The sequence below is a fragment of the Amycolatopsis azurea DSM 43854 genome (assembly GCF_001995215.1).
Taxonomy (GTDB): Bacteria; Actinomycetota; Actinomycetes; order Mycobacteriales; family Pseudonocardiaceae; genus Amycolatopsis; species Amycolatopsis azurea.
In genome coordinates this window covers 113,160-138,428 of record NZ_MUXN01000028.1, presented here as the reverse complement: position 1 = coordinate 138,428, position 25,269 = coordinate 113,160, and the positions used below count along the sequence as shown (strand labels likewise).

At 70.0% G+C, this 25,269-nt stretch carries 19 protein-coding genes; 11 read left to right on the top strand and 8 right to left on the bottom strand.

The features are described from left to right. Positions 1–2 precede the first annotated feature (2 nt). The 5 genes from B0293_RS37935 (at position 3) to B0293_RS37915 (ending at position 6,791) form a co-directional block, all read left to right on the top strand. Positions 3–1,895: a glycosyltransferase family 39 protein gene (locus B0293_RS37935; protein ID WP_005158374.1), complete on the top strand. Its 1,893-nt coding sequence runs from the start codon at positions 3–5 to the stop codon at positions 1,893–1,895. Positions 1,896–1,968: 73 nt separating this feature from the next. Beyond that, positions 1,969–3,222 carry a bifunctional glycosyltransferase family 2/GtrA family protein gene (locus B0293_RS37930; protein ID WP_039918244.1) on the top strand — a complete coding sequence of 418 codons (1,254 nt, stop codon included), beginning with the start codon at positions 1,969–1,971 and terminating at the stop codon, positions 3,220–3,222. Positions 3,223–3,226: 4 nt separating this feature from the next. Continuing rightward, on the top strand, positions 3,227–5,071 hold the full coding sequence (locus B0293_RS37925; RefSeq protein WP_005158370.1) for a glycosyltransferase family 39 protein: 1,845 nt from the start codon (positions 3,227–3,229) through the stop codon (positions 5,069–5,071). Between the two features lie 44 nt (positions 5,072–5,115). After that, a complete protein-coding gene (locus tag B0293_RS37920) occupies positions 5,116–5,937 on the top strand; it encodes a hypothetical protein (RefSeq protein WP_005158369.1) in 822 nt (273 codons plus the stop codon). Between the two features lie 155 nt (positions 5,938–6,092). Next, positions 6,093–6,791 (top strand): PP2C family protein-serine/threonine phosphatase, encoded by a 699-nt coding sequence (locus tag B0293_RS37915; protein ID WP_005158368.1) that lies wholly within the window; start codon positions 6,093–6,095, stop codon positions 6,789–6,791. Positions 6,792–6,800: 9 nt separating this feature from the next. Here the strand turns inward: B0293_RS37915 and B0293_RS37910 are convergent, their stop codons facing one another. The 3 genes from B0293_RS37910 to B0293_RS37900 form a co-directional block, all read right to left on the bottom strand. Beyond that, positions 6,801–7,265 (bottom strand): DUF2127 domain-containing protein, encoded by a 465-nt coding sequence (locus B0293_RS37910; RefSeq protein WP_005158367.1) that lies wholly within the window; start codon positions 7,263–7,265, stop codon positions 6,801–6,803. 74 nt (positions 7,266–7,339) lie between these two features. Next, entirely contained in the window at positions 7,340–8,797 is a 1,458-nt protein-coding gene (locus tag B0293_RS37905; RefSeq protein WP_005158366.1) for an amidohydrolase, read from the bottom strand. A gap of 91 nt (positions 8,798–8,888) precedes the next feature. Next, on the bottom strand, positions 8,889–9,341 hold the full coding sequence (locus B0293_RS37900) for a MarR family winged helix-turn-helix transcriptional regulator (protein ID WP_005158365.1): 453 nt from the start codon (positions 9,339–9,341) through the stop codon (positions 8,889–8,891). A 143-nt stretch (positions 9,342–9,484) separates the two neighbouring features. Between B0293_RS37900 and B0293_RS37895 the strand changes: the two genes are divergently transcribed. From B0293_RS37895 to B0293_RS37885, 3 genes are all read left to right on the top strand, one after another. Further along, complete coding sequence (locus B0293_RS37895; protein ID WP_005158363.1) at positions 9,485–10,666, top strand: MFS transporter; 1,182 nt, start codon at positions 9,485–9,487, stop codon at positions 10,664–10,666. Positions 10,667–10,695: 29 nt separating this feature from the next. Continuing rightward, complete coding sequence (locus tag B0293_RS37890; RefSeq protein WP_005158360.1) at positions 10,696–11,529, top strand: aldo/keto reductase; 834 nt, start codon at positions 10,696–10,698, stop codon at positions 11,527–11,529. Positions 11,530–11,740: 211 nt separating this feature from the next. After that, positions 11,741–13,582, top strand: a complete 1,842-nt coding sequence (locus tag B0293_RS37885; RefSeq protein WP_245191960.1) for a M48 family metalloprotease — start codon at positions 11,741–11,743, stop codon at positions 13,580–13,582. Between the two features lie 420 nt (positions 13,583–14,002). On the opposite strand, the gene B0293_RS37880 is transcribed toward B0293_RS37885, so the two are convergent. Then, a complete protein-coding gene (locus B0293_RS37880) occupies positions 14,003–14,836 on the bottom strand; it encodes an SAM-dependent methyltransferase (protein ID WP_005158356.1) in 834 nt (277 codons plus the stop codon). Between the two features lie 164 nt (positions 14,837–15,000). Next, entirely contained in the window at positions 15,001–16,098 is a 1,098-nt protein-coding gene (locus tag B0293_RS37875; RefSeq protein ID WP_005158353.1) for a WD40/YVTN/BNR-like repeat-containing protein, read from the bottom strand. 144 nt (positions 16,099–16,242) lie between these two features. Between B0293_RS37875 and B0293_RS37870 the strand changes: the two genes are divergently transcribed. Continuing rightward, complete coding sequence (locus tag B0293_RS37870; protein WP_005158350.1) at positions 16,243–17,550, top strand: serine/threonine-protein kinase; 1,308 nt, start codon at positions 16,243–16,245, stop codon at positions 17,548–17,550. 49 nt (positions 17,551–17,599) lie between these two features. Continuing rightward, positions 17,600–17,986 carry a hypothetical protein gene (locus tag B0293_RS37865; protein WP_005158347.1) on the top strand — a complete coding sequence of 129 codons (387 nt, stop codon included), beginning with the start codon at positions 17,600–17,602 and terminating at the stop codon, positions 17,984–17,986. Here B0293_RS37865 and B0293_RS37860 read toward each other — a convergent pair. The 3 genes from B0293_RS37860 to B0293_RS37850 all read right to left on the bottom strand — a co-directional run bounded on the left by B0293_RS37860 (position 17,979) and on the right by B0293_RS37850 (position 20,414). Continuing rightward, positions 17,979–18,161: a hypothetical protein gene (locus B0293_RS37860; protein ID WP_005158344.1), complete on the bottom strand. Its 183-nt coding sequence runs from the start codon at positions 18,159–18,161 to the stop codon at positions 17,979–17,981. The genes B0293_RS37865 and B0293_RS37860 overlap by 8 nt on opposite strands. Before the next feature lie 58 nt (positions 18,162–18,219). Continuing rightward, positions 18,220–18,762 carry a type 1 glutamine amidotransferase domain-containing protein gene (locus tag B0293_RS37855; RefSeq protein ID WP_005158342.1) on the bottom strand — a complete coding sequence of 181 codons (543 nt, stop codon included), beginning with the start codon at positions 18,760–18,762 and terminating at the stop codon, positions 18,220–18,222. A 74-nt stretch (positions 18,763–18,836) separates the two neighbouring features. Further along, complete coding sequence (locus B0293_RS37850) at positions 18,837–20,414, bottom strand: SpoIIE family protein phosphatase (protein ID WP_005158338.1); 1,578 nt, start codon at positions 20,412–20,414, stop codon at positions 18,837–18,839. Positions 20,415–20,598: 184 nt separating this feature from the next. Between B0293_RS37850 and B0293_RS37845 the strand changes: the two genes are divergently transcribed. Continuing rightward, entirely contained in the window at positions 20,599–25,236 is a 4,638-nt protein-coding gene (locus B0293_RS37845) for a HAMP domain-containing protein (protein ID WP_005158328.1), read from the top strand. Positions 25,237–25,269 lie beyond the last annotated feature (33 nt).

Here is a 25,269-nt window from a genome sequence, read left to right as displayed (position 1 = left end):
CCATGACCCTCCTCGCCTCCCGCGACGAAGCCGATCGAACCGATTCCCCCGCCCGAGGCACCACGGCGGACCCGCGCTGGGTCCGGCCCGCACTGGCCGCGCTTCTGCTCGCCACCGCCGTCCTCTATCTGTGGAACCTCGGCGAATCCGGCTGGGCCAACGCCTTCTACTCGGCGGCCGCGCAAGCCGGATCGTCGAGCTGGAAGGCGTTGTTCTTCGGCTCCAGCGACGCCGCGAACGCGATCACGGTCGACAAGACACCGGCCGCGTTGTGGGTGATGAGCCTGTCCGCGCGCCTGTTCGGCGTCAACACCTGGAGCATCCTGGTACCGCAGGCGCTGATGGGCGTCGGCTCGGTGGCGCTGCTGTACGCCGCGGTGCGCCGGACTTCCGGCCCGGCCGCGGGTCTGCTGGCGGGCGCCGTCCTCGCGCTCACTCCGGCCGCCGCGCTGATGTTCCGGTTCAACAACCCGGACGCGCTGCTCGTCCTGCTCCTGGTCGCGGGCGCCTACTGCGTCGTCCGCGCGCTGGAGAACGCAAGCCCGCGCTGGCTGGCGCTGGCCGGGGTCGCCGTCGGCTTCGGGTTCCTCGCCAAGATGCTGCAAGCGTTCCTGGTGCTGCCCGCGTTCGCGCTCGCCTACCTGATCGCCGCGCCGACGTCGATCGGCAAGCGTCTGCTGCATTTGCTCGGAGCGTTGGGCGCAACCCTCCTTTCAGCCGGCTGGTACCTCGCCGTCGTCGCGCTGTGGCCCGCCGCCGACCGGCCGTACATCGGCGGCTCGCAAGAGAACAGCCTGTGGGAACTCGTCTTCGGCTACAACGGTTTCGGCCGCATCACCGGGGACGAGGTCGGCAGTGTCGGCGGAGGCGGCAACGGCGGCTGGGGCGGAACCGGCTGGGACCGGTTGTTCGGCAGCGAGATGGCGGGCGGGATCGCCTGGCTGCTCCCCACCGCCGTGATCGCGCTGGGCGCCGGGCTGTGGTTCACCCGCCGGGCCCCGCGCACCGACCGCGGCCGCGCGGCGCTGATCGTGTGGGGTGGCTGGTTCCTGGTGACCGCCGTGGTGTTCAGCTACATGGGCGGCATCATCCACGCCTACTACATGATCGCGCTCGGCCCCGCGATCGCCGGGCTCGTCGGCATCGCGGGCACACAGTTGTGGCGTGCCCGGGGAAATCCGGCCGCCGCGGGCACCTTGAACACCGGGGTCGCGTTGACAGCGCTGACGGCGTATCTGCTGCTGTCGAGGCAATCCGACTGGCTTCCCGGACTCGCGGTCGCGATCCTCGTGGCCGGCCTGCTGTGCGCGTTCTTGGTCTTCTTCGCCGCACGATTACCTGACGCGGCAAGGCGTCTGGTCGCCGCCGGCGCACTGGTCACCGTGCTCGCGGGCACCGGCGCGTACACGGTCGCGACCGCGGCCACCCCGCATTCCGGCGCGTTGCCCTCGGCGGGTCCGGCGACCGGACGCGGGATGGGGCCGGGCGGCGGCGGGATCGTCATAGGCGGGCGAGGTGGGCCTGGCGGCGCGGGCGGAGGGCTGCTCGGGACGAGCCTGCCCGGCGACAGCCTGGTCGCGCTGCTCCGGAAAGACAGCGAGAAGTACACCTGGGCCGCGGCGACCGTCGGCTCCAACAACGCGGCGGGCTACCAGCTCGGCAGCGGGAACCCGGTGCTGGCCGTCGGCGGGTTCAACGGCACGGATCCGGCTCCCACGCTGGAAAAGTTCCAAGATTACGTCCGAAATGGACAGATCCACTATTTCCTCGGCGACGGCATGATGATGCGCGGGGAGACCGGCAGCGACGCCGCAGAGCGGATCGCCGAATGGGTCTCGGAAACCTACACACCGACCACTGTGGACGGTGTCACCGTCTACGACCTGAGCCGGTGAATCCGTGCCAGGACACAGCGACAGCACAGCTCGGACACAAGCCGACCTCAGCGCGGTGGCCGAAATTGAGGACATGACAGCCGCGATCCTCTCCGGCGCCGAAACCGGCCGCCGCCCCGCCATCGCCCCGACCGGCTCCCCCGTCCTCGACGTCGTCATCCCGGTCTACAACGAGGAAACCGACCTCGAACCGTGCATCCGACGGCTGCACGCGCATCTCGCGGAGCAGTTCCCGTACCCGTTCCGGATCACCGTCGCGGACAACGCCAGCACCGACGGCACACTACGCGTCGCGGAACGGCTGAGCCGCGAGTTCGACGACGTCGAAGTCCACCACCTCGACGAGAAAGGCCGCGGCCGCGCACTGCGTGCCGTCTGGTCCACTTCGGACGCTCCGGTGCTCGCGTACATGGACGTCGACCTCTCGACCGATCTGGCCGCGCTCGGCCCCCTCATCGCGCCGCTGCTGTCCGGGCACTCCGACCTCGCCATCGGCAGCAGGCTCGCCCGTGGCGCGAGGGTGGTGCGCGGACCGAAGCGGGAGTTCATTTCCCGCTGCTACAACCTGATCCTGCGCGGCACGCTGGCGGCGAGGTTCAGCGACGCGCAGTGCGGGTTCAAGGCGATCCGCGCCGACGTCGCCGAGCGACTGCTCCCCCACATCCAGGACACCGGCTGGTTCTTCGACACCGAATTGCTCGTGCTGGCACAGAAAGCCGGGCTGCGGATCCACGAGGTCCCGGTGGACTGGGTGGACGACCCGGACTCGTCGGTGAACATCGTCGCCACCGCGACCGCCGATCTCAAAGGCATCGCACGGTTGACCAAGGCGACGATGACCGGCCGGATCCCGATCAGCGATCTGCGCGAGCAGCTCGGCCGCGCACCGATCCAGGTACAGGCGCCGGGAGTGGCACCGAGCCTGGTGCGGCAGCTGGTGCGGTTCGCCGCCGTCGGCGTCGCCAGCACCATCGCCTATCTCGTGCTGTTCCTGCTGCTGCGGACGTTCACCGGCGCCCAGGTGGCGAACTTCGTCGCCCTGCTGGTGACGGCGATCGGCAACACCGCGCTCAACCGGCGCCTGACGTTCGGCATCCGCGGCCGGGAAAGCGCTGGGCTGCACCAGTTCCAAGGACTCGTCGTGTTCGGTCTCGGCCTCGCGCTCACCAGCGGCGCGCTGGCGCTGCTGCACCTGATGACCGCGCCGGGCCTGCCGCTCGAGATCACCGCGCTCGTGCTCGCGAACCTCGCGGCCACCGTACTGCGCTTCCTGTTGCTGCGCGGCTGGGTCTTCCGCCGCCGGCCCGCCACCGAGATGGAGAGCTGACCCCATGACCACCGCACTCGCTTCCCGGGTGGAACCCGGCCCTGTCGCGGAAAACGTCGCGAAGCCACCGGGCCGCTGGGTCCGTCCCGCGGTCTTCTGCCTGCTCGCCGCCACCGCGCTGCTGTACTTCTGGAACCTGACCGCCTCCGGCTACGGCAACTCGTTCTACGCCGCGGCGGTGCAATCCGGCACGCAGGACTGGAAGGCCTGGTTGTTCGGCTCACTCGACGCCGGGAACGTGCTGACCGTCGACAAACCCCCGGCCGCGCTGTGGGTCACGACGGCGTTCGCCCGGCTCTTCGGGTTCTCCAGTTTCACGGTCCTGGCCCCGCAGGCACTGATGGGGGTCGCTTCGGTCGGCCTGCTGTACTTGACGGTGAAGCGGACTTCCGGCCCCGTGGCCGGTCTGTTCGCCGGGGCCGCGCTCGCGCTCACCCCGGTCGCCGCGCTGATGTTCAAGTTCAACAACCCGGACGCGCTGCTGACGCTGCTCCTGATCGCCGGCGCGTACTGCACGGTCCGCGCGATCGAGAAGGCCAGCCCGCGCTGGCTGGCGTTCGCCGGTGTCGCCATCGGATTCGGCTTCCTGACCAAGATGATGCAGGCGTTCCTCGTGTTGCCCGCGTTCGGGCTCGCCTACCTGGTCGCCGCGCCGACCTCGCTGGGCAAACGCTTGCTGCACCTGGCCGGAGCGGTGGTGTCGGTGGTCGTCTCGGCGGGCTGGTTCATCGCGCTGGTCGATCTGTGGCCCACGGCCTCGCGTCCGTACATCGGCGGTTCGACCGACGACAGCCTGCTCGAACTGGCGCTGGGCTACAACGGGCTCGGCCGGATCTTCGGTGGCAGCGGTGGCGGGGGCGGCGTGATGGTCGGCGGCATGGGCGGCGGAAACGTCGGCTTCGGTGGCGAGAGCGGCCTGACCCGGATGTTCGGCGCCAGCTTCGGCGGCGAGGTGTCGTGGCTGCTGCCCGCCGCGCTGATCGGACTGGTCGCGGGGCTGTGGTTCACCAGGCGGGCCGCCGGGACCGACCGGACGAGGGCGGCGCTGATCGTCTGGGGCGGCTGGATGCTCGTCACCGCGCTGGTGTTCAGCTACATGAGCGGCATCGTGCACCCGTACTACGCCGTCGCGCTGGCGCCGTCGATCGCCGCCGTGGTGGCGATCTCCGGGACCTCGCTGTGGCGCGGCCGGGCGCATCTCGCGCCGCGGGTGTTCCTGTCGCTGATGATCGCGGCCAGCGCGGTCTGGGCGTACATCCTGCTCGACCGGAACGCCGACTGGCTGCCCGCGCTGCGCTGGGTCGTCGTCGGTCTCGGCCTGGTGACCGCGACCGTCGTGCTGGTGGGCGTCCCGCCGATGCGCAAACTGGTCGCCGTCGTCGCGACGGTCGCCGTGCTGACCGTCGGCCTCGGTACCACCGCGTACGCCGTCGAGACCGCTTCGCAGGCGCATTCCGGCTCGATCCCGATCTCCGGTCCCGCCACCGGTGGTGAGCGCGGCATGGGCGGTCCGGGCATGGAAGAGAGCGCGTCGACGGAACTCGGGACCGCGCTCGCCGCGACCACGACGAAGTGGGCGGCGGCGACGTCGAGTTCGCAGTCGGCGGCGAGCCTGGAACTCGCGAGCGGGAAGTCGGTGATCGGCATCGGCGGCTGGAGCGGTTCGGATCCGGCGCCGACGCTGGCGGAGTTCCAGCAGTACGTGGCCGACGGCGAGATCACCTACTACGTCGAGGGCGGCCGAGGCGGTGGCCCCGGCGGCGGCTCGAACGAGATCTCCGAATGGGTCGCGGCGAACTTCACCGCCACCACCGTCGGCGACCAGACGGTGTACCGGCTGCTTTCCTGAAAATGTTTCGACAAGTGTTGGGGCGCACGGGAATCCTGGACGGCGTGAATCGGCCGTACCGCTGGGACCTCGTGCGCCCCGACCAGCTCGGGACGCTGGTCGAGCGCGCCGGAAAACCTTCGCTGTGGTTCCTGGACGAGCTGATCGAATGCGCCGCGAAGGTGATCGCCCGCGCCGGCGACGCGGACCTGTACTTCGTCGGGCGCTCGGCGGACAGCGTGCACGATCTGCTGAGCGGAACGCCGTGGCGGGACCGGATCCACCAGCTGCCGCTGTCGTTCGCGGGAGCGCGCGGAGGCCTGACGGCGGCTGATGTCGTCCGGTTGCGAGCCAACCTCACGGCCGCTGGGTTGAGCCCGTACGACCTGGCGCGCGGGCGGCCGAAGGTCTTCGTCGATCTCGTCTACACAGGACAGACGTTCACCGAGCTGTACCGGCTGTTGCGCAGCTGGATCGACGATGAACGCGAGGCCTGGAGCATCATCCGCGGCAGGCTCCGGTTCCTCGGGATCACCATCCGCGAGGACACGAGCCCGTCGGCGTTCCGCTGGCAGCAGCACTTCGGCTGGCCCGCCGAACTGCCGTCGAACGGCGTCCGGAACATCTCGCTCGCCTGGCCGGTCTGGCACTACTTCGGTGACATGCAGGAGAAGCTGACCGCCTCCTTCCCCCGGCCGCGCTGGTCGGACGAGAACGGCCAGGCACCGGAGCATTCGGAGGAGCGGCTGCGCGGGCTGGCCGAGGCGGTCGCGATCGTCGAGGCCGGGCGGTCGAAGGCCGCGCGGGATCTGCTGGTGCGGCATCTGCGGCGTGAACCCGCGATGGCCGAGAGCTGGCTGCGGACGCTGATCACGCGCCTGCGGTAGCGCTTCCCGGTCGTGAGTGGCAAGTGGGGTTAGAACGACACTTACCACTCACGACCACCTCGACCGACAGCTGTCTTTCACCCTGCCCTCAGCCCCCGCACAGGATCCGGGCGCACTCTGGAAGCAGGGCATCACCCAGGGGTGAGGAGAAGACCATGAGGGAGCTTCCACACTGGCACACGGCGAGCGCGCGGGGGCCGCGCGAGCACAACGCGGACGCCGTCGGGGCGTACGCGGCCGCGGGCGGGGCGGGAATCGTGTTCGCGCTGGCCGATGGAGTCGGAGATCACCCGAACGCGGCACACGCGGCGCGGACGGCGGCCGCGGCGGCGGCCCGGAACCCGGTCGGGCAAGGCGCGGTCGCGGCGGTTTTGGCTGCTCAGCGCGCTGTGCTCGCCTCCGGATGGAGTGGTGACTGCGTCCTCGTCGTCGCCGTCCAGACCGGCGAGGGGTATGGCATCGCGTGGGTCGGGGACGCCCGGGCGTACGCTTGGGATGGTTACACCGTGCGGCAGGTGACGAAGGACCATACGCTCGCGCAGTACTTCCGCGACCACGACCAACCCGTGACACCGCGGATGGAACACGTCGTCACCACCAGCGTCCGCACGGCCGGTGTTCACGAGATCGGCACGGCCACCGTCACGACCGGAGGGCTCGTGCTCACCAGCGATGGCGTGCACAAGACGCTCAGCGGGCCGGTCATGCTCGACATCCTCGGGATGCCGGACAGGGCCGCCGCGGAACTGGTGCGGACGGCGATCTCGCTCGGTGGCTCCGACAACGCCACCGCGATCGTGGTGGATCCGCCCAGCGCGGATCTCGTCACGGAGAAGCTTCGCGTCGCGGCCTGAACCGGGCGGTCAGGCCGCGACGCGATCCCTCTTGAGTTGCCGGTACTCGCGCAGCACCAGCACGACGATCACGACGTCGAGGGCGGCGAAGAACGGCAGCGCGAGCGAGTGCGTGTGGATCGCGCGGAAGATCTCGTAGACCACGAACGCCGAAAGCACGACGGCGGCCACGGGGTAGGCGCGCAGCACCTTGCGCGCCAGCGCCCAGACCAGGCCGAGCTTGATGAGCCCGTGCGCGACGAGGTACACGCCGGCGAACGTCCGGCCCTCGACGAAATGACCGGCCGCGAGTTCGAGGTGCCGGGCGAGCGTCCCCTCCGGGTCGCCCAGCAGGTCACGGGTGACCACAGCGTGCGCGAAACCGGTGACGGCCGACGCCGGGACGATCATCAGGACGAGCCCGCCCACCAGCTGCAACGCACCGTCGAGCCCCTTCAGGGTGATGGCGATCCGGAACAGCTTCTCGGTGCCCATGGGCGCTCCCTCCGCGATCACCTCACCTTGCCGCACCCCTCCGCCGCCCGCAGCCGCCGTCACCGGAACAGGCGTCACGCCGTGTAGGTGACCCGCCCGTTCATCACGGTGGCGGTGACGGGGATGTCACGAAGCCCGGCCGGCGACAGCCGCGACGGATCCACCGCGGTGACGACCAGGTCCGCGACGTCCCCGACGGCCACCCCGGTCCGGCCGCCGGACGACGCCGCGAGCGCGGCCTCCAGCGGCATGGCCTGCTCGGGATGCCACGGCGGACGGTGGTCGTCGGTGCGGCTGACCGCCGACGCGATCGCGTCCCACGGGTCCAGCGGCGCGACCGGCGCGTCCGAGCCGAACTCCAGGGTCACCCCGGAGCGATGCAAAGCGCCGTAAGGGAAGGCCCGGTCGGTCCAGCCGTGCCAGTGCCGGTCGGCGACGTCGCGGTCGTCCGGTTGGTGGGCGGGCTGCACGCTCGCCACGACACCCAGGGCGGCGAACCGCGCGACGTCCTCGGCGCGCAGCAGCTGCGCGTGCTCGATGCGGCCCGCGCAGCCGACGCTCGCGAAGGCGTCGAGCGCGATCTTGTTGGCGTGGTCGCCGATCGCGTGCACCGCGGGCGAGAGCCCGCTTTCGGAAGCCTTGCGCATCAACGGTTCCAGCTCCTCGGGCGGCAGTTCGAGCAGCCCGTGGGAGTCGGTTCCGGCGTAGTGCCCCACGCAGTACGCCGTCCGGGTGTTGAGCGAACCGTCGACGAACAGCTTGAACGGGCCGACCGTGAGCAGCCCGCCGGTGTCTTCGAGGACGTCGCCGGTGCGGTGGCCGCGTTCGACGGCCGTGTCGAGCAGATACTTCGCGATCACGCAGGAAACCCGGACCGGCAAGGGTTTCCTGGCCAGCCGTCGCCGCCAGTCGGTGACGGTGTCGGCGTACTCGTAGTCGACGATCCTGGTGACGCCGCGGGCGGCCGCCGCGGCGAGCGCGTCGGCGACCCAGCCGTCGATGACGTCGTCGGGCGCGACGGGGAGTTCGGCCGTCGCGCTCATGCAGTCGTTCTCCAGCAGCACGCCGGTCGGGTGCTCGCGGCCGATGAGCTTCAGCGCGGCGGGACTGAGCCACAGCGTGTGGAGGTCGGCGCTGAACAGGGCGACGGGGTGCCCGGGAAGCGCCTTCTGCAGCAGGTCCTTGTGCGGCGCGTCGGGCCAGAGGCCGTCACGGAACCCGGCGCCGAGCACGAGGTCGCCGGGAGGCACGGGATGCGCCAGCAGGTGGGCGAGCACGAGGTCGACCGTGTGCGCGGCGGACGTCGCCTCCCCCAACGGGATCCGGCGGCGCGCGGCCGACCACTGCGCGGTGTGCACGTGCGCGTCGACGAGACCGGGCAGCAATGTGCCGCCGTGTCCGTCCAGGCTCTCCGACGCCTCACCCGCTTGCCCCGGGCCCGCGATGGCCGCGATCCGGCCTGCTCTGATCAGTACGTCCGACAGGGAACCCGCCAAGCCGACCCGGACCCGGCGCACCAGAAGATCGTCCACGCGTTCACCTTGCCAGCCTGACCGCGTTTAGTCCTCTGAATGCGGTAGTCGCACACGCAAGGACCGCATTCAGAGGACGAAATGCGAGGGGTCAGGAGCGGGCGAAGGTGAGCTTTCCGAGCGCGGCGACCAAGGGCGCGAGCTCGGGGAGTTCCTCGGCGGCGGCCAGCGCCTCGGTGAGGACGGCGTCGTGCGTCGGCCGCGCGGCCGCGAGCAGTTCCTGCCCCGGCGGCGTGACCTCCGTGTAGATCCCCCGGCGGTCGTCCGGGCACAGGTACCGCTGCAGCAGGCCCCGGCCCTCCAGCCGCGTCACCAGCCGCGTCGTCGCCGACTGGCTGAGCACGACGGCGTTCGACAGCTGGTTCATCCGCAGGTGGAAGCCGTCCTGGCGGGCGAGCACGTCCAGCACGGTGTACTCGGTGACGGACAGTTCGTGCTTCTGCGCCAGCGCACGCTCCAGCGCGTCCTCGATCCGCGCGTGCAGTGCGGCGAGGGTCCGCCAGCCCTGCGCGCGTGCCTCCACGGCGTCGTCGGCCAGTGACACGGTTCACCCCTTCCCCGGTTGCCCGGGCTTCGTTGCGTCGTGCATCATCAAGCGTGTGCAATATACGGCGCGTGCAACTATTTCAGACGCCCGTAGTTGCCGACGCCAGTTAACACCACTCTACGGGAAGAAGTGAGCCTCCAATGCCTGCCGCTCTGCTCGCACTGGCGATCAGCGCCTTCGGTATCGGCACCACCGAGTTCGTGATCATGGGCCTGCTGCCCGAGGTCGCAGGCGACTTCGGCGTCTCGATCCCCTCCGCGGGGCTGCTGATCTCCGGATACGCGCTCGGCGTCGTGGTCGGCGCCCCGCTGCTGACCGCGCTCGCGTCGCGGGTGCCGCGCAAGACGGTCCTGGTCGGCCTGATGGTCCTGTTCATCGCCGGGAACGTCGTTTCCGCACTGGCCCCGACCTACGGCCTGCTGATGACCGGCCGCGTGGTCGCCGCGCTCTCACACGGCGCGTTCTTCGGCGTCGGCGCCGTTGTCGCCGCGTCGCTGGTGGCGCCGGCCAAACAGGCCAGCGCCATCGCGATGATGTTCACCGGGCTGACCGTCGCCAACGTCCTCGGCGTCCCCGCCGGGACCGCGCTCGGCCAGGCGCTCGGCTGGCGTTCGACGTTCTGGGCCGTCAGCGTCCTCGGCGTGGCAGGCCTGATCGGGATCCTCACGCTGGTCCCCGCGCAGGCGACGACGAAGAGCGCGGGACTGCGCAGCGAACTGGCCGTGTTCCGGCGTCCGCAGGTGTGGCTCGCGCTGGCGATGACCGCGCTCGGGTTCGCCGGGGTGTTCGCGTCCTTCACCTACATCGCCCCGATGATGACCGAGGTCGCGAGCTTCTCCCCCGGCGCGGTGACCTGGCTGCTGGTGCTGTTCGGCGCCGGGCTGTTCGTCGGCAACCTGCTCGGCGGCAAGGCGGCGGACCGGTCGCTGATGCCCAGCCTGTACGTCATCCTCGCGGTGCTCGCGGCGGTGCTGGTCGTGTTCGTCTTCACCGCGCACGCCCAGCTCCCCGCCGCGATCACCATCGCCGTCTTCGGCGCCGCCGGTTTCGCGACCGTCGCGCCGTTGCAGGCCCGCGTCATGGACAAGGCCGAAGGCGCGCCCGCGCTGGCGTCGGCCGCCAACATCGCCGCGTTCAACCTCGGCAACGCCGGGGGTGCGTGGCTCGGCGGCAAGGCCATCGACGCGGGTCTCGGCTACACCGCGCCCAACTGGATCGGCGCCGCGCTCGCGCTCGCCGGGCTGCTGGTCGCGGTCGTGTCAGGCATGCTCGATCACGGGCGGCGAAAGGCTCGTCGCGCCGAACTGGCCCCCGCCGCCTGACCCGCAGAACACCCACGAAAGGAAAGCAAGTGACCGACATTCCCACCGTCAAGCTCACCAACGGGGTGGAGATGCCGCAGCTCGGGTTCGGCGTCTTCCAGGTACCGGACGAGGAGACCACCGCCGCGGTCAAGGCCGCGCTGGACGCGGGCTACCGCAGCATCGACACCGCCGCCGTCTACGGCAACGAAGCGGGCGTCGGCAGGGCCCTCGCCGAGTCCGGGATCGCCCGCGACGAGCTGTTCATCACCACCAAGCTGTGGAACAGCGAGCAGGGCTACGACGCCACGCTGAAGGCGTTCGACGTCAGCCTGGCGAAACTGGGCCTGGAGAAGCTGGATCTCTACCTGATCCACTGGCCCACGCCCGAGCGCGACCTCTACCTCGACACGTGGAAGGCCTTCGAGAAACTCTACGCCGACGGCCGAGTGCGCGCGATCGGCGTGTCCAACTTCCAGCCCGCCCACCTCGAGCGGCTGCTCGACGCCGGCTCGGTGACCCCGGCGGTCAACCAGGTCGAGGTGCACCCGTACCTGCAGCAGGCCGAGGTGCGCGAGTTCGACGCGAAGCACGGCATCGCGACCGAGGCGTGGAGCCCGCTGGCCAAGGGCGGTGACCTGCTCGGTGAGGCCGCCGTGACCGCGCTGGCTTCGAAGCACGGCCGGACCCCGGCGCAGATCGTCCTGCGGTGGCACCTGCAGCTGGGCAACGTCGTCATCCCGAAGTCCGTGACGCCGTCGCGGATCAAGGAGAACCTCGACGTCTTCGGGTTCACGCTGTCGGACGAGGACATCGCTTCGCTGTCCGTGCTGGACCGCGGTCAGCGGACCGGGCCGGACCCCGACACCTTCAACGTCGCGTAAGCCACAAGTCCGTGAAGGACTCCTTGAGGGACCCAGAGTCCCTCAAGGAGTCCTTCACGGACTTTCGCAGGTGGCGGGTGTAGCTCTTCGTTCTCGCACGGGGCCGCTGCGTAGCCGGTTACTATTCGGCCGCACAGACGGCACTTGTGCGAAAAGAGGTAACCGGACGATGCAGGCCCGAGGACGCGCCGTCCTCGCGACACTTCTGCTCGTGGCGTTCCCATTGGTGGTCGTCGCGCTGGGTGTCGCCAGTGTGCTGGCGGGCCTGCGAATTCCGGGCAAAACCGGCATTTACGTCATGCTCGGCGGGCTCGCGATCATGATCGCGCTCGGCTTCGGGCTGGTGAGCGCGTTGCGGGCACGGCGTCCCCCGATCGAAGGGCCGCGGCTGCACCGCGACGCCCATCCCGCGCTGTGGGAGATGATCGACGACCTCGCCGCCCAGGTGAGAACGCGGCCGCCGGACGAGATCGTGCTGATCGGTGAGATCAACGCGGCGGTCAGCGAGGACGCCCGCTTCCTCGGCCTGCGGCCGGGCCGCCGCACGATGCTGATCGGGCTGCCGTTGCTGGCCGCGATGAGCGTGAGCGAGCTGCGCTCGGTGCTCGCGCACGAACTCGGGCACTACAGCGGCGGCCACACCCGCCTGCTCGCGCTGACCTACCGCGGCACCCAGACGCTCGCCTTCACCGTCGACCGGCTGGACGGCGGCCCCGCCAGGGCCCTGCTCTCCGCCTACTCGAAGCTGTACCTGCTGGTCGCGCGGTCGGCGAACCGGCGGCAGGAACTTCAGGCCGACGAGGCTTCCGTGCTCGCCGCGGGAAGCCGGACGGCGGCCGCCGCGCTGCGGAAGGCCGCGACGCTGAGCCCGCTCTGGAAGGACTACGCCGAGCGCTACCTCTCGCTCGGCGCGACGGCGCGGCGCACGCCCGCGGTGCTGCTGGGATTCCGTTCGTACCTCAACCATCCGGTCCAGCGGGACTGGGTGGCCGAGTACGCCGAAGACATCCTCGACGGCGAAGAGCTGTCGAGGTACGACAGCCATCCGCCCACGAAACGCCGGATCGCCGCGCTGGCCGGAGTCCCGGACAACCCGGTGAAGCCGGACGCGCGGCCGGGCTGGGCGCTGCTGGGCGCGCCGAAGGTCGACGTGCCCGAGGCGGAACTGGACGTGCTGGTCCGCGACGTCGGGCCGCGGGCGGATTGGGACGAGGTCGTCAAACGTGCGGGCCGCGCTTCGGTCGCGGAGGGCGCGAGGCTGCTGACCTCCGCCGGGATCGAAAGCAGGCTGGCGCCGCGCGGCACGATCGGCGAGGTCGTCCGGGTCCTGCGGGACGGCGACGCCGACGCGCTCGCCAAACCCCTGCGGGCCCCGTCCCGTGAAGAGGGCCGCGCACTGCTGGCCGAACTGTTCGCCGACACCGTCACCGCCGCGATGATCGACAACGGGGTCGCCGCGCACCGCCTGAACTGGGGCGGCGGCTGGGAACTGTGCCTGGGCGACGGCGAGCCGTTCGACGTCGTCGAGCTGGTCACCCCGGCGGTGCAGAGCCCGCGCGCGGTCGACGAACTGGTCAACAACCTGCAACTGCTGAACGTGCCCGCCGGGTACTTCTGCAAACAGGAACCCCACCGCGAGCCCGATCCGGCCGATGCCCGGATGCTCGGCATGTTCACCGCGATGAAGGCCAAGCGGAGCCTTCACGACCTGATCGTCTGCGATACCGAAGTGGTGCTCCTGCCGATGTCGCGCTCGGTGCTGATCCGGCGCGGGGTCGCCGGCCTGATCGGGGCGCGCGGGGTGTCGGACCGCAAGCGGATCCGGAAACTGCGGGAACGCGGCCTCGACGACCTGCGTGCCGAACCCGGCGCGCGGCGGATCCCGTTCACGGACATCGTCGCGGGCGGATTCTCCCGCCGGAAGCTGACCGAGTACCTGACGCTGGAACTGTCCGACGGCGAGACGCTGGAACTCGCGATGACCCCCAGCACCGAGGACTTCGGGACCGCCCACGACGAACTGACGGCGTTCTTCAGGTCGCTGAAGGCTTGATTCACGCCGCCGAGGCGAGTGGGTCGAGGTACCGAACTGAGGTTTTCGTGTGACTGAGTGGACGGCACGTGTGATCAGATGGACGACACGCGTGACTGGCTGGACGACACGCTCGCCGTCGGGTCCCACCACGTGTCGTCCATCTGATCACGCGAGACCGCGCGACTGTAGGTACCTAAGACACGCTTGGCTCTGACCCGAATCGCCACTCACGACCACCCGCACCGAGCTGGGTCAGCTCCGCGTCGCTCTTGCAAGGTGTGAAGGTCGAGTTTCCTCGGCTGAGCCGCGTGAAGGGGGCCTTCACGCGGCGTTGCTGTGACTGCTGGTGCACCTGGGACGAGCGTGGCGGTCTCGAAGGTAGGCAAGGAGGCCTTCACGGACCTACGACAGGGTCGGCTGAGTCGCAAAGGGCAGCGGTTAGGGCTTGATCCCCACGCCGCCGAGGCTCAGGTGGTTCAGGCGGGTCAACGGAGCGAGACGCGGGCCTTCCGGCCACCATTCGTGCAGGTGCACGAGGCCGGGTTCGAGCATCTCCAGCCCGTCGAACAGCGACTCGATCTCCTCGCGGCTGCGGTGCACCGTGGGGTAACCGATGTCGCCCATCAGGCCGTCGAGCTTCCGCGCGAACGCGCCATACGGCCCCTCGCCGTCGGTGTAATAGTGCGTGAGCAGCAAATAGGACCCGGGGGCGAGCGCGTCGAGATAGCCGCGGACGATGTCTTGCGCCTTGCCGAGGTCTTCGATGTGGTGCAGCACCGCGTTGAAGAGAACCGCGACCGGGCGGTCGAGTTCGAGATGCTCGGCGATCACCGGATCGTTCAGCGTCTGCTCGGGATCGCGCAGATCCGCGCCGCTGACGTGCACGAGGTGGTCTTCCAGCAACGCCAATCCGTGTGCTTGGACCACCGGGTCGTCGTCGACGTAGATGACCAGCGCGTCGGGGTTGTACCGCTGCGCCGTCTGATGCGTGTTCTCGATGTAAGGCATGCCGGAGCCCAGATCGAGGAACTGGCCGACCTCACGGGTGCCGGCGAGGAACCGGACCACCCGGCTCGCCCAGGACCGGAACTCCTTGGCCACCGCGGCGCCGTCGGGAGCCACCGTGAGGAAGGCCTCGACGGCTTGCCTGTCGATCTCGTAGTGGTCGTGTCCTCCGAGGAGGGCGTCCTTCATCCGGGCGAGATTGGGTTTGCTGTAGTCGAGGGGTGGCAGCGGGCGCCTCGGCACCGACCGGACCTCGTCCGAAGTCATGGACACGCTCCACCCTTCAGCCGCGTGCGGATCGCGACGAACACGGTCCACGGGCTCCCTCGACATCGACGGACAGTGCACAGGCTACGACATGGCGTGCACCCAAGTGAACCTCCCCAGGGCCTTGCCCACCTGCAATTTTTCCGGACAGGGTGACGGCGGGATCACGCGAAAAGAAGTTCGCGCCACGTGCCGCCGCCGTCGACAGTGCGGTAAACGGCCGAGCCCCCTTCGGCGTCCGGCAGCCCGTCCACCACCACCCCGACCCGCTCGTCCGGGAAGTCCAGGTCGTTGAGGCAGACCCCGCGGCCGCTGAGCACGGTCGTCGTCCAGGTCACCCCGCCGTCGATGGTGCTGTGCAGGAATCCGGTGCCACCGCCTTCCGCCGCGACGGTCGCCGCCGTGGGCGAAGCGGCGCTGAAGCTCTGGTTGATCCCGAGCGTGGGAGCTTGCTCCGTTCCGGTGAACCGCCCGCCGAGCTTCGGCGCCCTCCACAACCGGCGGACGGTCGCGCCCGGCTGCGGTGTCCCCGGTCCCCCGCTGCACAGAGCCAGCACGCGTCCCCGCCGGATTCCGCTCAGCAGAGCCGAACTGTCCGCCGGGCACGGCGGCGGCGCGGCCGCGAAGGTCAGGCCGTCGGACGAGGTCCAGTACTTCTGGACGTGGTAGTCCGCCCCCATCGACACCTGCACCCCGCCGCTGGTGGCGACGTCGCCGTAGGTCGCGGAGCCGGTGACGGTGAACCCCGGGACCGGCAGGAGGACCCGCGTGCCGGAGAGCCCGGCGTACAGCGTCGTCGTCGACGGGCTGCCGAAACCGGTGACCATCGCGAACACGCGCGGTCCAGCTTCGGTGATTTTCGAAATATAGAAGGGTTCCCGGACTCCGGCGAGCCGGACGCCGGACCACGTGCCGCCGCCGTCGTGGCTGGACAGCAGCCTGGTGCCGTCGGAGAGGAACATGTCGTGCTCGTCGATCACGGCGAGTTTGACCTGATTGTGGTTGTCCGGCAAGGAGATCGGCGGGGCACCGACGCGCCGCCACCGCTTGCCGCCGTCGGTCGTCGACAGCAGGGACGCGCACCATCCCGGCTTCCCGCACGGCGAGTAGCCGAGCACGAACCCGCGCGACGCCCCGGTCCAGCTCGTCGACGCCGGAGCGAAACCCTTGGGCACCAGCGAATCGGCGGCGGCGGACGGGGTACAGACGGCGACGGCGGTCAGTGCGGTGGCGGCGAGCGCGGCCCACCGGTTCGGCTTCATGACAACGGGACGCCCGGCCCTCGCGAGGGTTGTCCGCCGTTCGGGGTGAACCCTCAGATCATCTCCGGTACGCTCTCAAACCTTGTTTCGCCCGGGGCCGGACCGGGTACTCGGCGTTCGGCCGGTGAGACGGAGGTAGCACCGATGGACGACGCGGGTTCGCGCGACGCCGACGAGGAGCCCGATGCCGGGACCACGGAACGCCGTTTCAGCCTGAACGTCCACGATCCGGACCATCTGCCCCGCAGGCTGGCCGGCCGGTACGAGGTCGGCGACCTGCTCGGCCGCGGCGCGACCGCCCGGGTCTTCCGCGCCCGTGACCTGCTCGAACGGCGCGAGGTCGCGCTGAAACTGTTCCACGCGGACACGATGACCCGCGACGAGCGCCGCCGGGAACAGGAGATCCAGACCCTCAGCGCGGTACGCCACCCCGGGCTCGTCCCGCTGTACGACGCGGGCTCCGACGACGGCTACACCTACCTCACGATGCGCCTGGTCGAAGGGCCGAACCTGGCCCAGCGCCTGCGGTCCGGCCCGCTCTCCCAGGACGCGGTCGTCGAGCTGGCCACCCGGCTGACCGACGCGCTCGCGCACGTCCACGCGCACGGCATCACCCACCGTGACCTGAAACCGGCGAACATCCTGATGGCCGACGACGGCCCGCTGATCGGCGATTTCGGGGTGGCGCACGCCTTCGACGCGACCAGGGTGACCGAGACCGGCGGCGTGGTCGGCACGGCGGCGTACATGGCGCCCGAACAGGTCCGCGGCGAGAACATCGGCCCGCCCGCCGACATCTACTCGCTCGGCCTGGTCCTGCTCGAATGCCTGTCCGGGGAGCGGGAGTACACCGGGACGCCGGTCGAGGCCGCGGTCGGGCGACTGCACCGGCCGCCCCGGATCCCGTCCGGGATGTCGGTGACCATGACGACGCTGTTGCGCGGGATGACCGCGCAGAAACCGTCCCAACGCCCGACAGCGGCGGCGATCTCCCGGATCCTGCTGGAGGACTCCACCGGGACGAAGGTCGTGCGGCTGGGCGCGAACACCCGCAAGCGGGCGGCCGTCGTCGCCGCCATCAGCGCTCCCGCCGCCGCGATCACCGTCGGCGTCATGCTGGCGCTCAACCAGACCGGGGCGGCTCCGCCGGTCCAGCCGGGCGGGACGCTTTCCCCCGCGGTGAGCGGAACCCCCGGTCCGGTGGCGGGGCCCGGACAGCAGTCCTCGGAAGCCGTCGAAGTGCCCACCCAGGGCGGGAAGGCGACGCGCGGCACGGTCGTGGTGACCGAAGCCGTCCCGGTCTCCGCGAATCCGCCCCGCACCGAAGGCGCCGGCGTCACGGCGACGCCGGACGACTCGACCGCTTCGAGCGGCGATCCGAGCACCTCGGACAAGCCGAGCAAGACCAAGACCAGGACCAAGACGAAGACCAGGACCCAGCCCCCTGGTTGAGCATCCGCCCGGCCAGGGTGTCCACTGTGGACGATGACGGGAGACGGCGATGACCTATCTCAACGATCCGCGTGAGCCACAGGAAGAAATCGTCGAACGAACGCCGGCGAGGATCCGCGTCGTGCGCGTCGTCAACGCCCTCGTCCACGCGGTGTGCTGGATCTTCGCGCTGGTGCTGATCGTGCACATCCTGCTCGTGTTCGGCGAGGCCAATCCCGGCAACGGATTCGCGCAGCTGATCGACCAGTGGTCGCGCGGGGTCTCGCTCGGACTGCGCAATCTGTTCACCCCGGACGGCCCCAAGCTCCGAACACTGTTCAACGACGGCCTGGCCGCGCTGCTCTGGCTGATCATCGGCGGCGTCGTGACCGACCTCGTCTCACGGATCGGCCTGCCCGGCCCGAAACGGGTCTGGTACCGGCGGCCGCTCAGCTGAGCGAACCCGGTGTCCCCGCCGGACCGTCACCGGCCTGGGCCTGCTCGGCCCGGGCGTCGGTGACGTCCGGAGTGGCCTTGGCGTCCGCGGGCTGCTTCCGGTCCTGGTCGTGCTCGTGCTCGGTATCGAAATGCTCGCGGCACCACCGGCCGTAGCGTCTGGCATGCACGGTCATCGCGGCACCTCCTCCTCTGCCACCACGATCCCCCATCACTGTGACGCGCGCCACTCGTTTATCCGGCGAATTCGGCCACGATCGCCGCGCAGAACGCGGGCAGGTCACCGGGATTCCGGCTGGAGATCAACCCGTTGTCGTTGACGACCTCCTGGTCGACGACGGTGCCGCCGGCGTTGCGGATGTCGGTGCGCACGCTGGGGTACGACGTGAGCGTGCGGCCGCGGACGACGTCGGCCTCGACCAGCGTCCACGGTCCGTGACAGATGACCCCGACCGGTTTGCCGCTGTTCACGAAATCGCGGACGAAGCGCACAGCGTTCTCGTCCGCGCGCAGATTGTCCGGATTCATCGTGCCGCCGGGGAGCACGAGCGCGTCGAAGTCGTCGACCGTGACGTCCTTGACGACACGGTCCACAGTGAACTTGTCCGCCTTGTCGATGTCGCCGTTCATGGCCTGGATCTCGCCGGGTTCCAGCGAGACCACCTCTGCCGTCGCCCCGGCGTCGGTGACCGCCTTGCGCGGCTCGACCAGCTCCACCTGCTCCACGCCGTCCGCGGCGAGGATGGCCACGCGGCGTCCGTTCAGCGCTTTCACCACTGCGGTCCTCCCTGAGTCGTCCTCTTTCCGGACTACCCCCGGCAGGGCCCGCCGAACCCTCGTGCCCCCACGGGTCAAGGAGCGGGTCGTGAGGCCTCGATGGCGAGGACGGCGATGTCGTCGTGCGTCCCGCTGCCGAGCCACTCCCGCACCGCGGAGCGGACGCGGGCGACCACCTCGCGGCCGGACAGCCCCCGGCAGCCGGTCAGCAGTTCGCGCAGCCGCTCGTCCCCGAACAGGTCCGACGGCCGCTCGTGGTGCCGCGCTTCGGTGATCCCGTCGGTGTAGAGGAGGCAGACGTCGCCCTCGGCCAGCCGGACGGTCGTCTCGGCGAACCGGGCCTGCGGCGAGATCCCGACCAGGGTGCCGGGCAGGGTGATCTCGTCGACCCCGCCACGGCGGCGCACCACCAGCGGCGCGGGATGCCCGCCGGAGGCCAGGGTGACGCCGAGGTCGTCTTCACCCGCCAGGACCGAACCGAGCACCAGCGTGGCGAACCGGCCGCTGCCGCCGGTGATCAGCAGGGAGTTGAGCAGGCTCAGCAACGTCGTGTTGTCGTGTTCGACGAGATCGAGCGCGGCGAGGGTCTGCCGGACCCGGCCGGTGAGCGCGGCCGCCTCGGCGCCCTTCCCGCAGACGTCGCCGAGGACGAACATCGCGCCGCCTTCGTCCCTCGGCAGGACGTCGTAGAAGTCGCCGCCGACGTCGAGCAGCCCGCTCGACGGCTCGTACCAGACGTCGAACTTCACGCCGGGGACCTCCGGCGGCGGCGTCGGGCGCAGCGTCGTCTCCAGGCCGCGCGTGGCCTCTTCCTGGCGGGCGTAGCGGTGTGCGTTCGCCAGCGCCGTCCCGGCGGCGCGGGCGAACTCGGTCACCGCGCGTGAGTGGTCTTCGCCGAACGAGGGCGCGCCACGTCGGCCGAGCACGACCGCGCCGGTGACCCCGGCACCGCCGTCGGAGCCCAGCGAGACCACGGTGACCGAGGAATGGACGGCGAGCCGCTCCGCGACGACGGCGGGCAGCGTCGCGACCTCTTCGTCTGGGACCGTCTTGGCTTCGAGTTCCTCTGTGGCGGCGAAGGTGCCCGCGAGCACCGGCGCCAGCTGGGCCGGGACACGGCGGATCCGGCCGTGCCCGTGGTGGGTGCGGTGGTCGCAGCTCCACCACTCCCACCGGCCGCGGGTGGTGGGCAGGAGGACGAAGACGCAGTCCGCGAGTTCGGCGGCGGCGAGTTCGGCGATCACCTTCGCCGTGCCGTGCCGTCCTCGCGCGGAAGCCAGCCGGGGACCTGAAGAGGCGAGGAAGCCGTCCACGCGCGGGCCGTCGGCCGCGACCGCGGAGGTCACCGTCCACGCGTGCCAGCCGCCGGGCAGCGTCCGGATCCGCGCGGGGAACCGGCGGCCGGTGTGCTCGACGTGGCCGACGTCGGGACCTTCGGCGGTCAGCACCGGGCGGACGCCGCCGAACAGCTCGCGGGCGGCGGGATTCGACCAGCGCAACGCCCCGCCGACGTCCTGCACGAGCACGGCGTCACGGACGTCTTCGAGCAGCTCGCGCCAGAACCTCCCGGATTCGGGCAGCGCGCTTTCACTCGTCCCTGCCGACGGCTCCGAGGGGAGCGACGTCGAGGCCGGGGCCGGCCGTGACACCATTCCCGGACCTCCTCCTGCCTGGCGGGTAGCGCAGCGTGAGCGGGCGGACTGGCTCGAAGTGTAGGTCGAATCATGGCACGCTGATGCGACGACCATGGCTTGGCATGCGTGGTGGAGAGGGTCGACACAGATGACACAGCACTCCCAAAGGCATCGGACCCCCGTGGAAGGTGGTGGCGGCCAGGTGGACGAAGCGACCCTGGAACGCCTGCTCTCGGCGGCTCGTGACCTCGGGGACGGCAACTTCCGGCGCCGGTTCGTGGCACACGGCGACGGGCTCGCGGCCCAGCTCGCGGGTGCCTTCAACGACATCGCCGAACGCAACCAGCGGCTGGTGACCGAACTCCTGCGCGTCCGCGAGGCGGTCGGCAAGGAGGGCAGGCTCACCGAACGTGTCGCGGCCGAGATCGGCCCCGGCGGCTGGGCCACCGCGGTCGACGTCGTCAACGGGCTGATCGAGGACGTGAGCAGGCCCACAGCCGAGCTCAACCGGGTCCTCGGGGCGGTCGCCGAGGGCGATCTGTCCGAGCCGATGCCCCTGGAGGTCGGCGGGCGGCCGTTGCAAGGTCAGTTCGCCGAGGTCGCGAAGACGGTCAACGGCCTGATCAAGCAGCTTTCGCGATTCGCGACCGAAGTCACCAGAGTGGCCCGCGAGATCGCCACCGAAGGACGGCTCGGCGGACAGGCCGAGGTCCCGGGCGTGGCGGGCACCTGGCGTGATCTCACCGACAACGTCAACGTGATGGCCAGCAACCTGACCGACCAGGTCCGCAACATCGCCCAGGTCACCACCGCCGTGGCGCGGGGCGATCTGACCCAGAAGATCAACGTCGACGCGCGCGGCGAGATCCTGGAACTGAAGAACACCGTCAACATCATGGTCGACCAGCTTTCGTCGTTCGCCGACGAAGTCACCCGGGTCTCGCGGGAGGTCGGCAGCGAAGGTCGTCTCGGCGGGCAGGCGCAGGTCCCCGGCGCGGCGGGCACGTGGCGTGACCTCACCGACTCGGTGAACCTGATGGCGGACAACCTGACCGACCAGGTCCGCAACATCGCCCAGGTGGCCACCGCCGTGGCGAAGGGCGACCTCTCGCAGAAGATCAACGTCGACGCCAAGGGCGAGATCCTCGAACTCAAGAACACCCTGAACACCATGGTCGACCAGCTCTCGTCCTTCGCGGATGAAGTCACCCGGGTCGCCCGCGAGGTCGGCAGCGAAGGCCGTCTCGGCGGGCAGGCGACAGTGCCTGGTGTGGCGGGCACGTGGCGCGGGCTCACCGACTCGGTGAATCAGATGGCGGACAACCTGACCGACCAGGTCCGCAACATCGCCCAGGTCACCACCGCGGTGGCCAAGGGCGACCTGACGCAGAAGATCACGGTCGACGCGCGCGGCGAGATCCTCGAACTGAAGACGACCGTCAACACCATGGTCGACCAGCTGTCCTCGTTCGCCGACGAGGTCACCCGGGTAGCCCGCGAGGTCGGCACCGAAGGTCAGCTCGGCGGCCAGGCTCAGGTTCCGGGCGTCGCCGGGACCTGGCGCGACCTCACCGGGTCGGTCAACTTCATGGCGAACAACCTCACCGCGCAGGTGCGGAACATCGCCCAGGTGGCGACGGCGGTGGCGAAGGGCGACCTTTCGCAGAAGATCGCCGTCGACGCCAAGGGCGAGATCCTCGAACTGAAGAACACGCTGAACACCATGGTGGATCAGCTTTCCGCGTTCGCCGACGAGGTCACCCGGGTCGCCCGCGAGGTCGGCAGCGACGGCCGGCTCGGCGGCCAGGCCGCCGTGCCCGGCGTGGCCGGGACGTGGAAGGACCTCACCGACAACGTCAACTTCATGGCGAACAACCTGACCGACCAGGTCCGGAACATCGCCCAGGTCACCACCGCCGTCGCGAAGGGCGACCTGACGCAGAAGATCATCGTCGACGCGCGCGGCGAGATCCTGGAACTCAAGAACACCGTCAACATCATGGTCGACCAGCTGTCGGCGTTCGCCGACGAGGTCACCCGGGTGTCCCGCGAGGTCGGCACCGAAGGCAAACTCGGCGGGCAGGCACAGGTGCGCGGCGTCGCCGGGACCTGGAAGGACCTCACCGACAACGTCAACGTCATGGCCACCAACCTCACCGACCAGGTCCGCAGCATCGCCACGGTGACGACGGCGGTGGCGAACGGCGACCTGTCGAAGAAGATCGCGATCGACGCGCAGGGCGAGGTAGCGATCCTCGCCGAGACGATCAACAGCATGGTCGAGACGCTGCGCGCGTTCGCCGACGAGGTCACCCGCGTCGCCCGCGAGGTCGGCACCGAGGGCACCCTCGGCGGCCAGGCCCGCGTCCCGAACGTGGCGGGCACGTGGAAGGCGTTGACGGACAACGTGAACGTCATGGCCGACAACCTCACCGGCCAGGTCCGCAGCATCGCGACGGTGACCACCGCGGTGGCGCAGGGCGATCTGTCGAAGAAGATCGACATCGACGCGCGCGGCGAGATCCTCGAACTCAAGACGACCATCAACACGATGGTCGACCAGCTGTCGTCCTTCGCCTCCGAAGTCACCCGTGTCGCGCGCGAGGTGGGCACGGACGGCACGCTCGGCGGCCAGGCGGAGGTGCCCGGTGTCGCCGGCACGTGGTCGCGGCTGACCGAGAGCGTGAACCAGCTGGCCGGGAACCTGACCACCCAGGTGCGGGCGATCGCGCAGGTGGCCACCGCGGTGACCGCGGGCGACCTGACCCGGCACATCACCGTCGACGCGTCCGGGGAGGTGGCCGAACTCAAGGACAACATCAACCAGATGATCGCGAACCTGAAGGAGACCACCCGCGCGAACCGGGAGCAGGACTGGCTCAAGACCAACCTCGCCCGGCTGTCCGCGCTCATGCAGGGTCACCGCGATCTCGCGTCGGTGGCGTCGCTGATCCTGTCCGAGCTGACCCCGCTCGTGTCGGCGCAGCAGGGCGCGTTCTTCCTCGCCCGCGAGGACGAGCAGGAAGAGGTCGTTCTCGAAAGCATCGCCACCTACGGGCTGGCGAAATCCCAAGCGGGCCTTCGGTTCTCGCCCGGCGAGTCGCTCATCGGGCAGGCCGCGGTCGACCGGCGCACGATACTGGTCCACGAAGCTCCGCCGGAGTACGCGCTGATCTCGTCGGGGCTGGGTTCGGCCGCCCCGGTGAACGTGATCGTGCTGCCGGTGCTGTTCCAGGGCGAGGTGCTCGGCGTGCTGGAACTGGCGACGATCAACGCCTTCAGCACCGTCCACATCGACCTGCTGGAGCAGCTGAAGGAGACCATCGCGGTCAACGTCAGCACCATCCAGTCGAACTCGCGCACCGAGGCGCTGCTGACCGAATCCCAGCGCCTGGCGCAGGAACTGCGCGCGCGGTCCGAGCAGTTGCAGGCGCAGCAACGGGAACTGCGCCGATCCAACACGGATCTGGCGGAGAAGGCGGCGCTGCTGGCACAGCAGAACCGCGACATCGAGGTCAAGAACAGCGAGATCGAGCAGGCGCGGCAGGAACTCGAAGAACGCGCCGGGCAGCTGACCATGGCGTCGCAGTACAAGTCCGAGTTCATGGCGAACATGTCGCACGAACTGCGGACCCCGCTCAACAGCGCGCTGATCCTCGCGAAACTGCTGTCGGAGAACCCGGACGGGAACCTGTCGGAGAAGCAGATCCAGTTCGCGCGGACGATCTACTCGGCGGGCAGCGACCTGCAGCAGCTGATCAACGACATCCTCGACATGGCCAAGGTCGAGGCGGGACACCTGGACCTCCAGATGTCCGACGTCACGCTGCCGGAACTGGTCGAGTACGTCGAATCGATCTGCCGCCCGCTCACTTCGGACAAGGGCCTGGAGTTCGCCGTCCTGATCGACCCGCCGGTGCCGTCGTCGATCCACACCGACGAACACCGCGTGCAGCAGGTGCTGCGGAACCTGCTGTCCAACGCGGCGAAGTTCACCGACGAGGGCGGCGTGCGCCTGCACATCCGGATGGCCGATCCGGGCGAGGTCGAAGCCGACTCGCTCCGCCAGGCCCCCGGCGTCCTCGCGTTCGCCGTCGAGGACACCGGGATCGGCATCGCGCCGGACAAACTCGCGATCATCTTCGACGCGTTCCGCCAGGCCGACGGCACCACGAGCCGCAAGTACGGCGGCACCGGGCTGGGCCTGTCGATCAGCCAGCAGCTCACGGAACTGCTCGGCGGCGAGCTGCGCGTCCGCAGCGATCCCGGCAAGGGCAGCACGTTCACCCTGTACCTGCCGGTGAGCGCGTCGAACCTGATCGTCCCGACCACGCAGGCGAGCGGCGTCCCGCTGATCATGGCCGTCCCGCAGGTGATCCCCGTGTCGCCGTCGCTGCGGTTCCACGGCGAGAAGATCCTGATCGTCGACGACGACCTGCGCAACGTCTTCGCGCTGGCCGCCGTTCTGGAGCGCAACGGCCTGGAGGTCATCTACGCCGAGACCGGCGTCGCGGGCATCCGGGCGCTGGAACGGCACGAGGACACCGCGCTCGTCCTGATGGACGTGATGATGCCCGAACTGGACGGCAACGCCACGATCACCGCGATCCGGGCCGAAGCCGCGCACGAGGACCTGCCCGTGATCGCCGTCACCGCGAAGGCGACCGCGGAGGACAAGGCGCGAACGCTGGCTTCGGGCGCGGACGACTACGTGACGAAGCCGGTCGACACGGACAAGTTGCTGGACCTGATCGCCGTGCACCTGGAGGCCGATGCCGCCTCCGCCGGTCTCTCGCAGGCAGTGACGCCCTCGGACGCTTCGGACGCCAACGCGGACTGAAGTCCGTGAAGGCCTCCTTGAGGGACCCAGAGT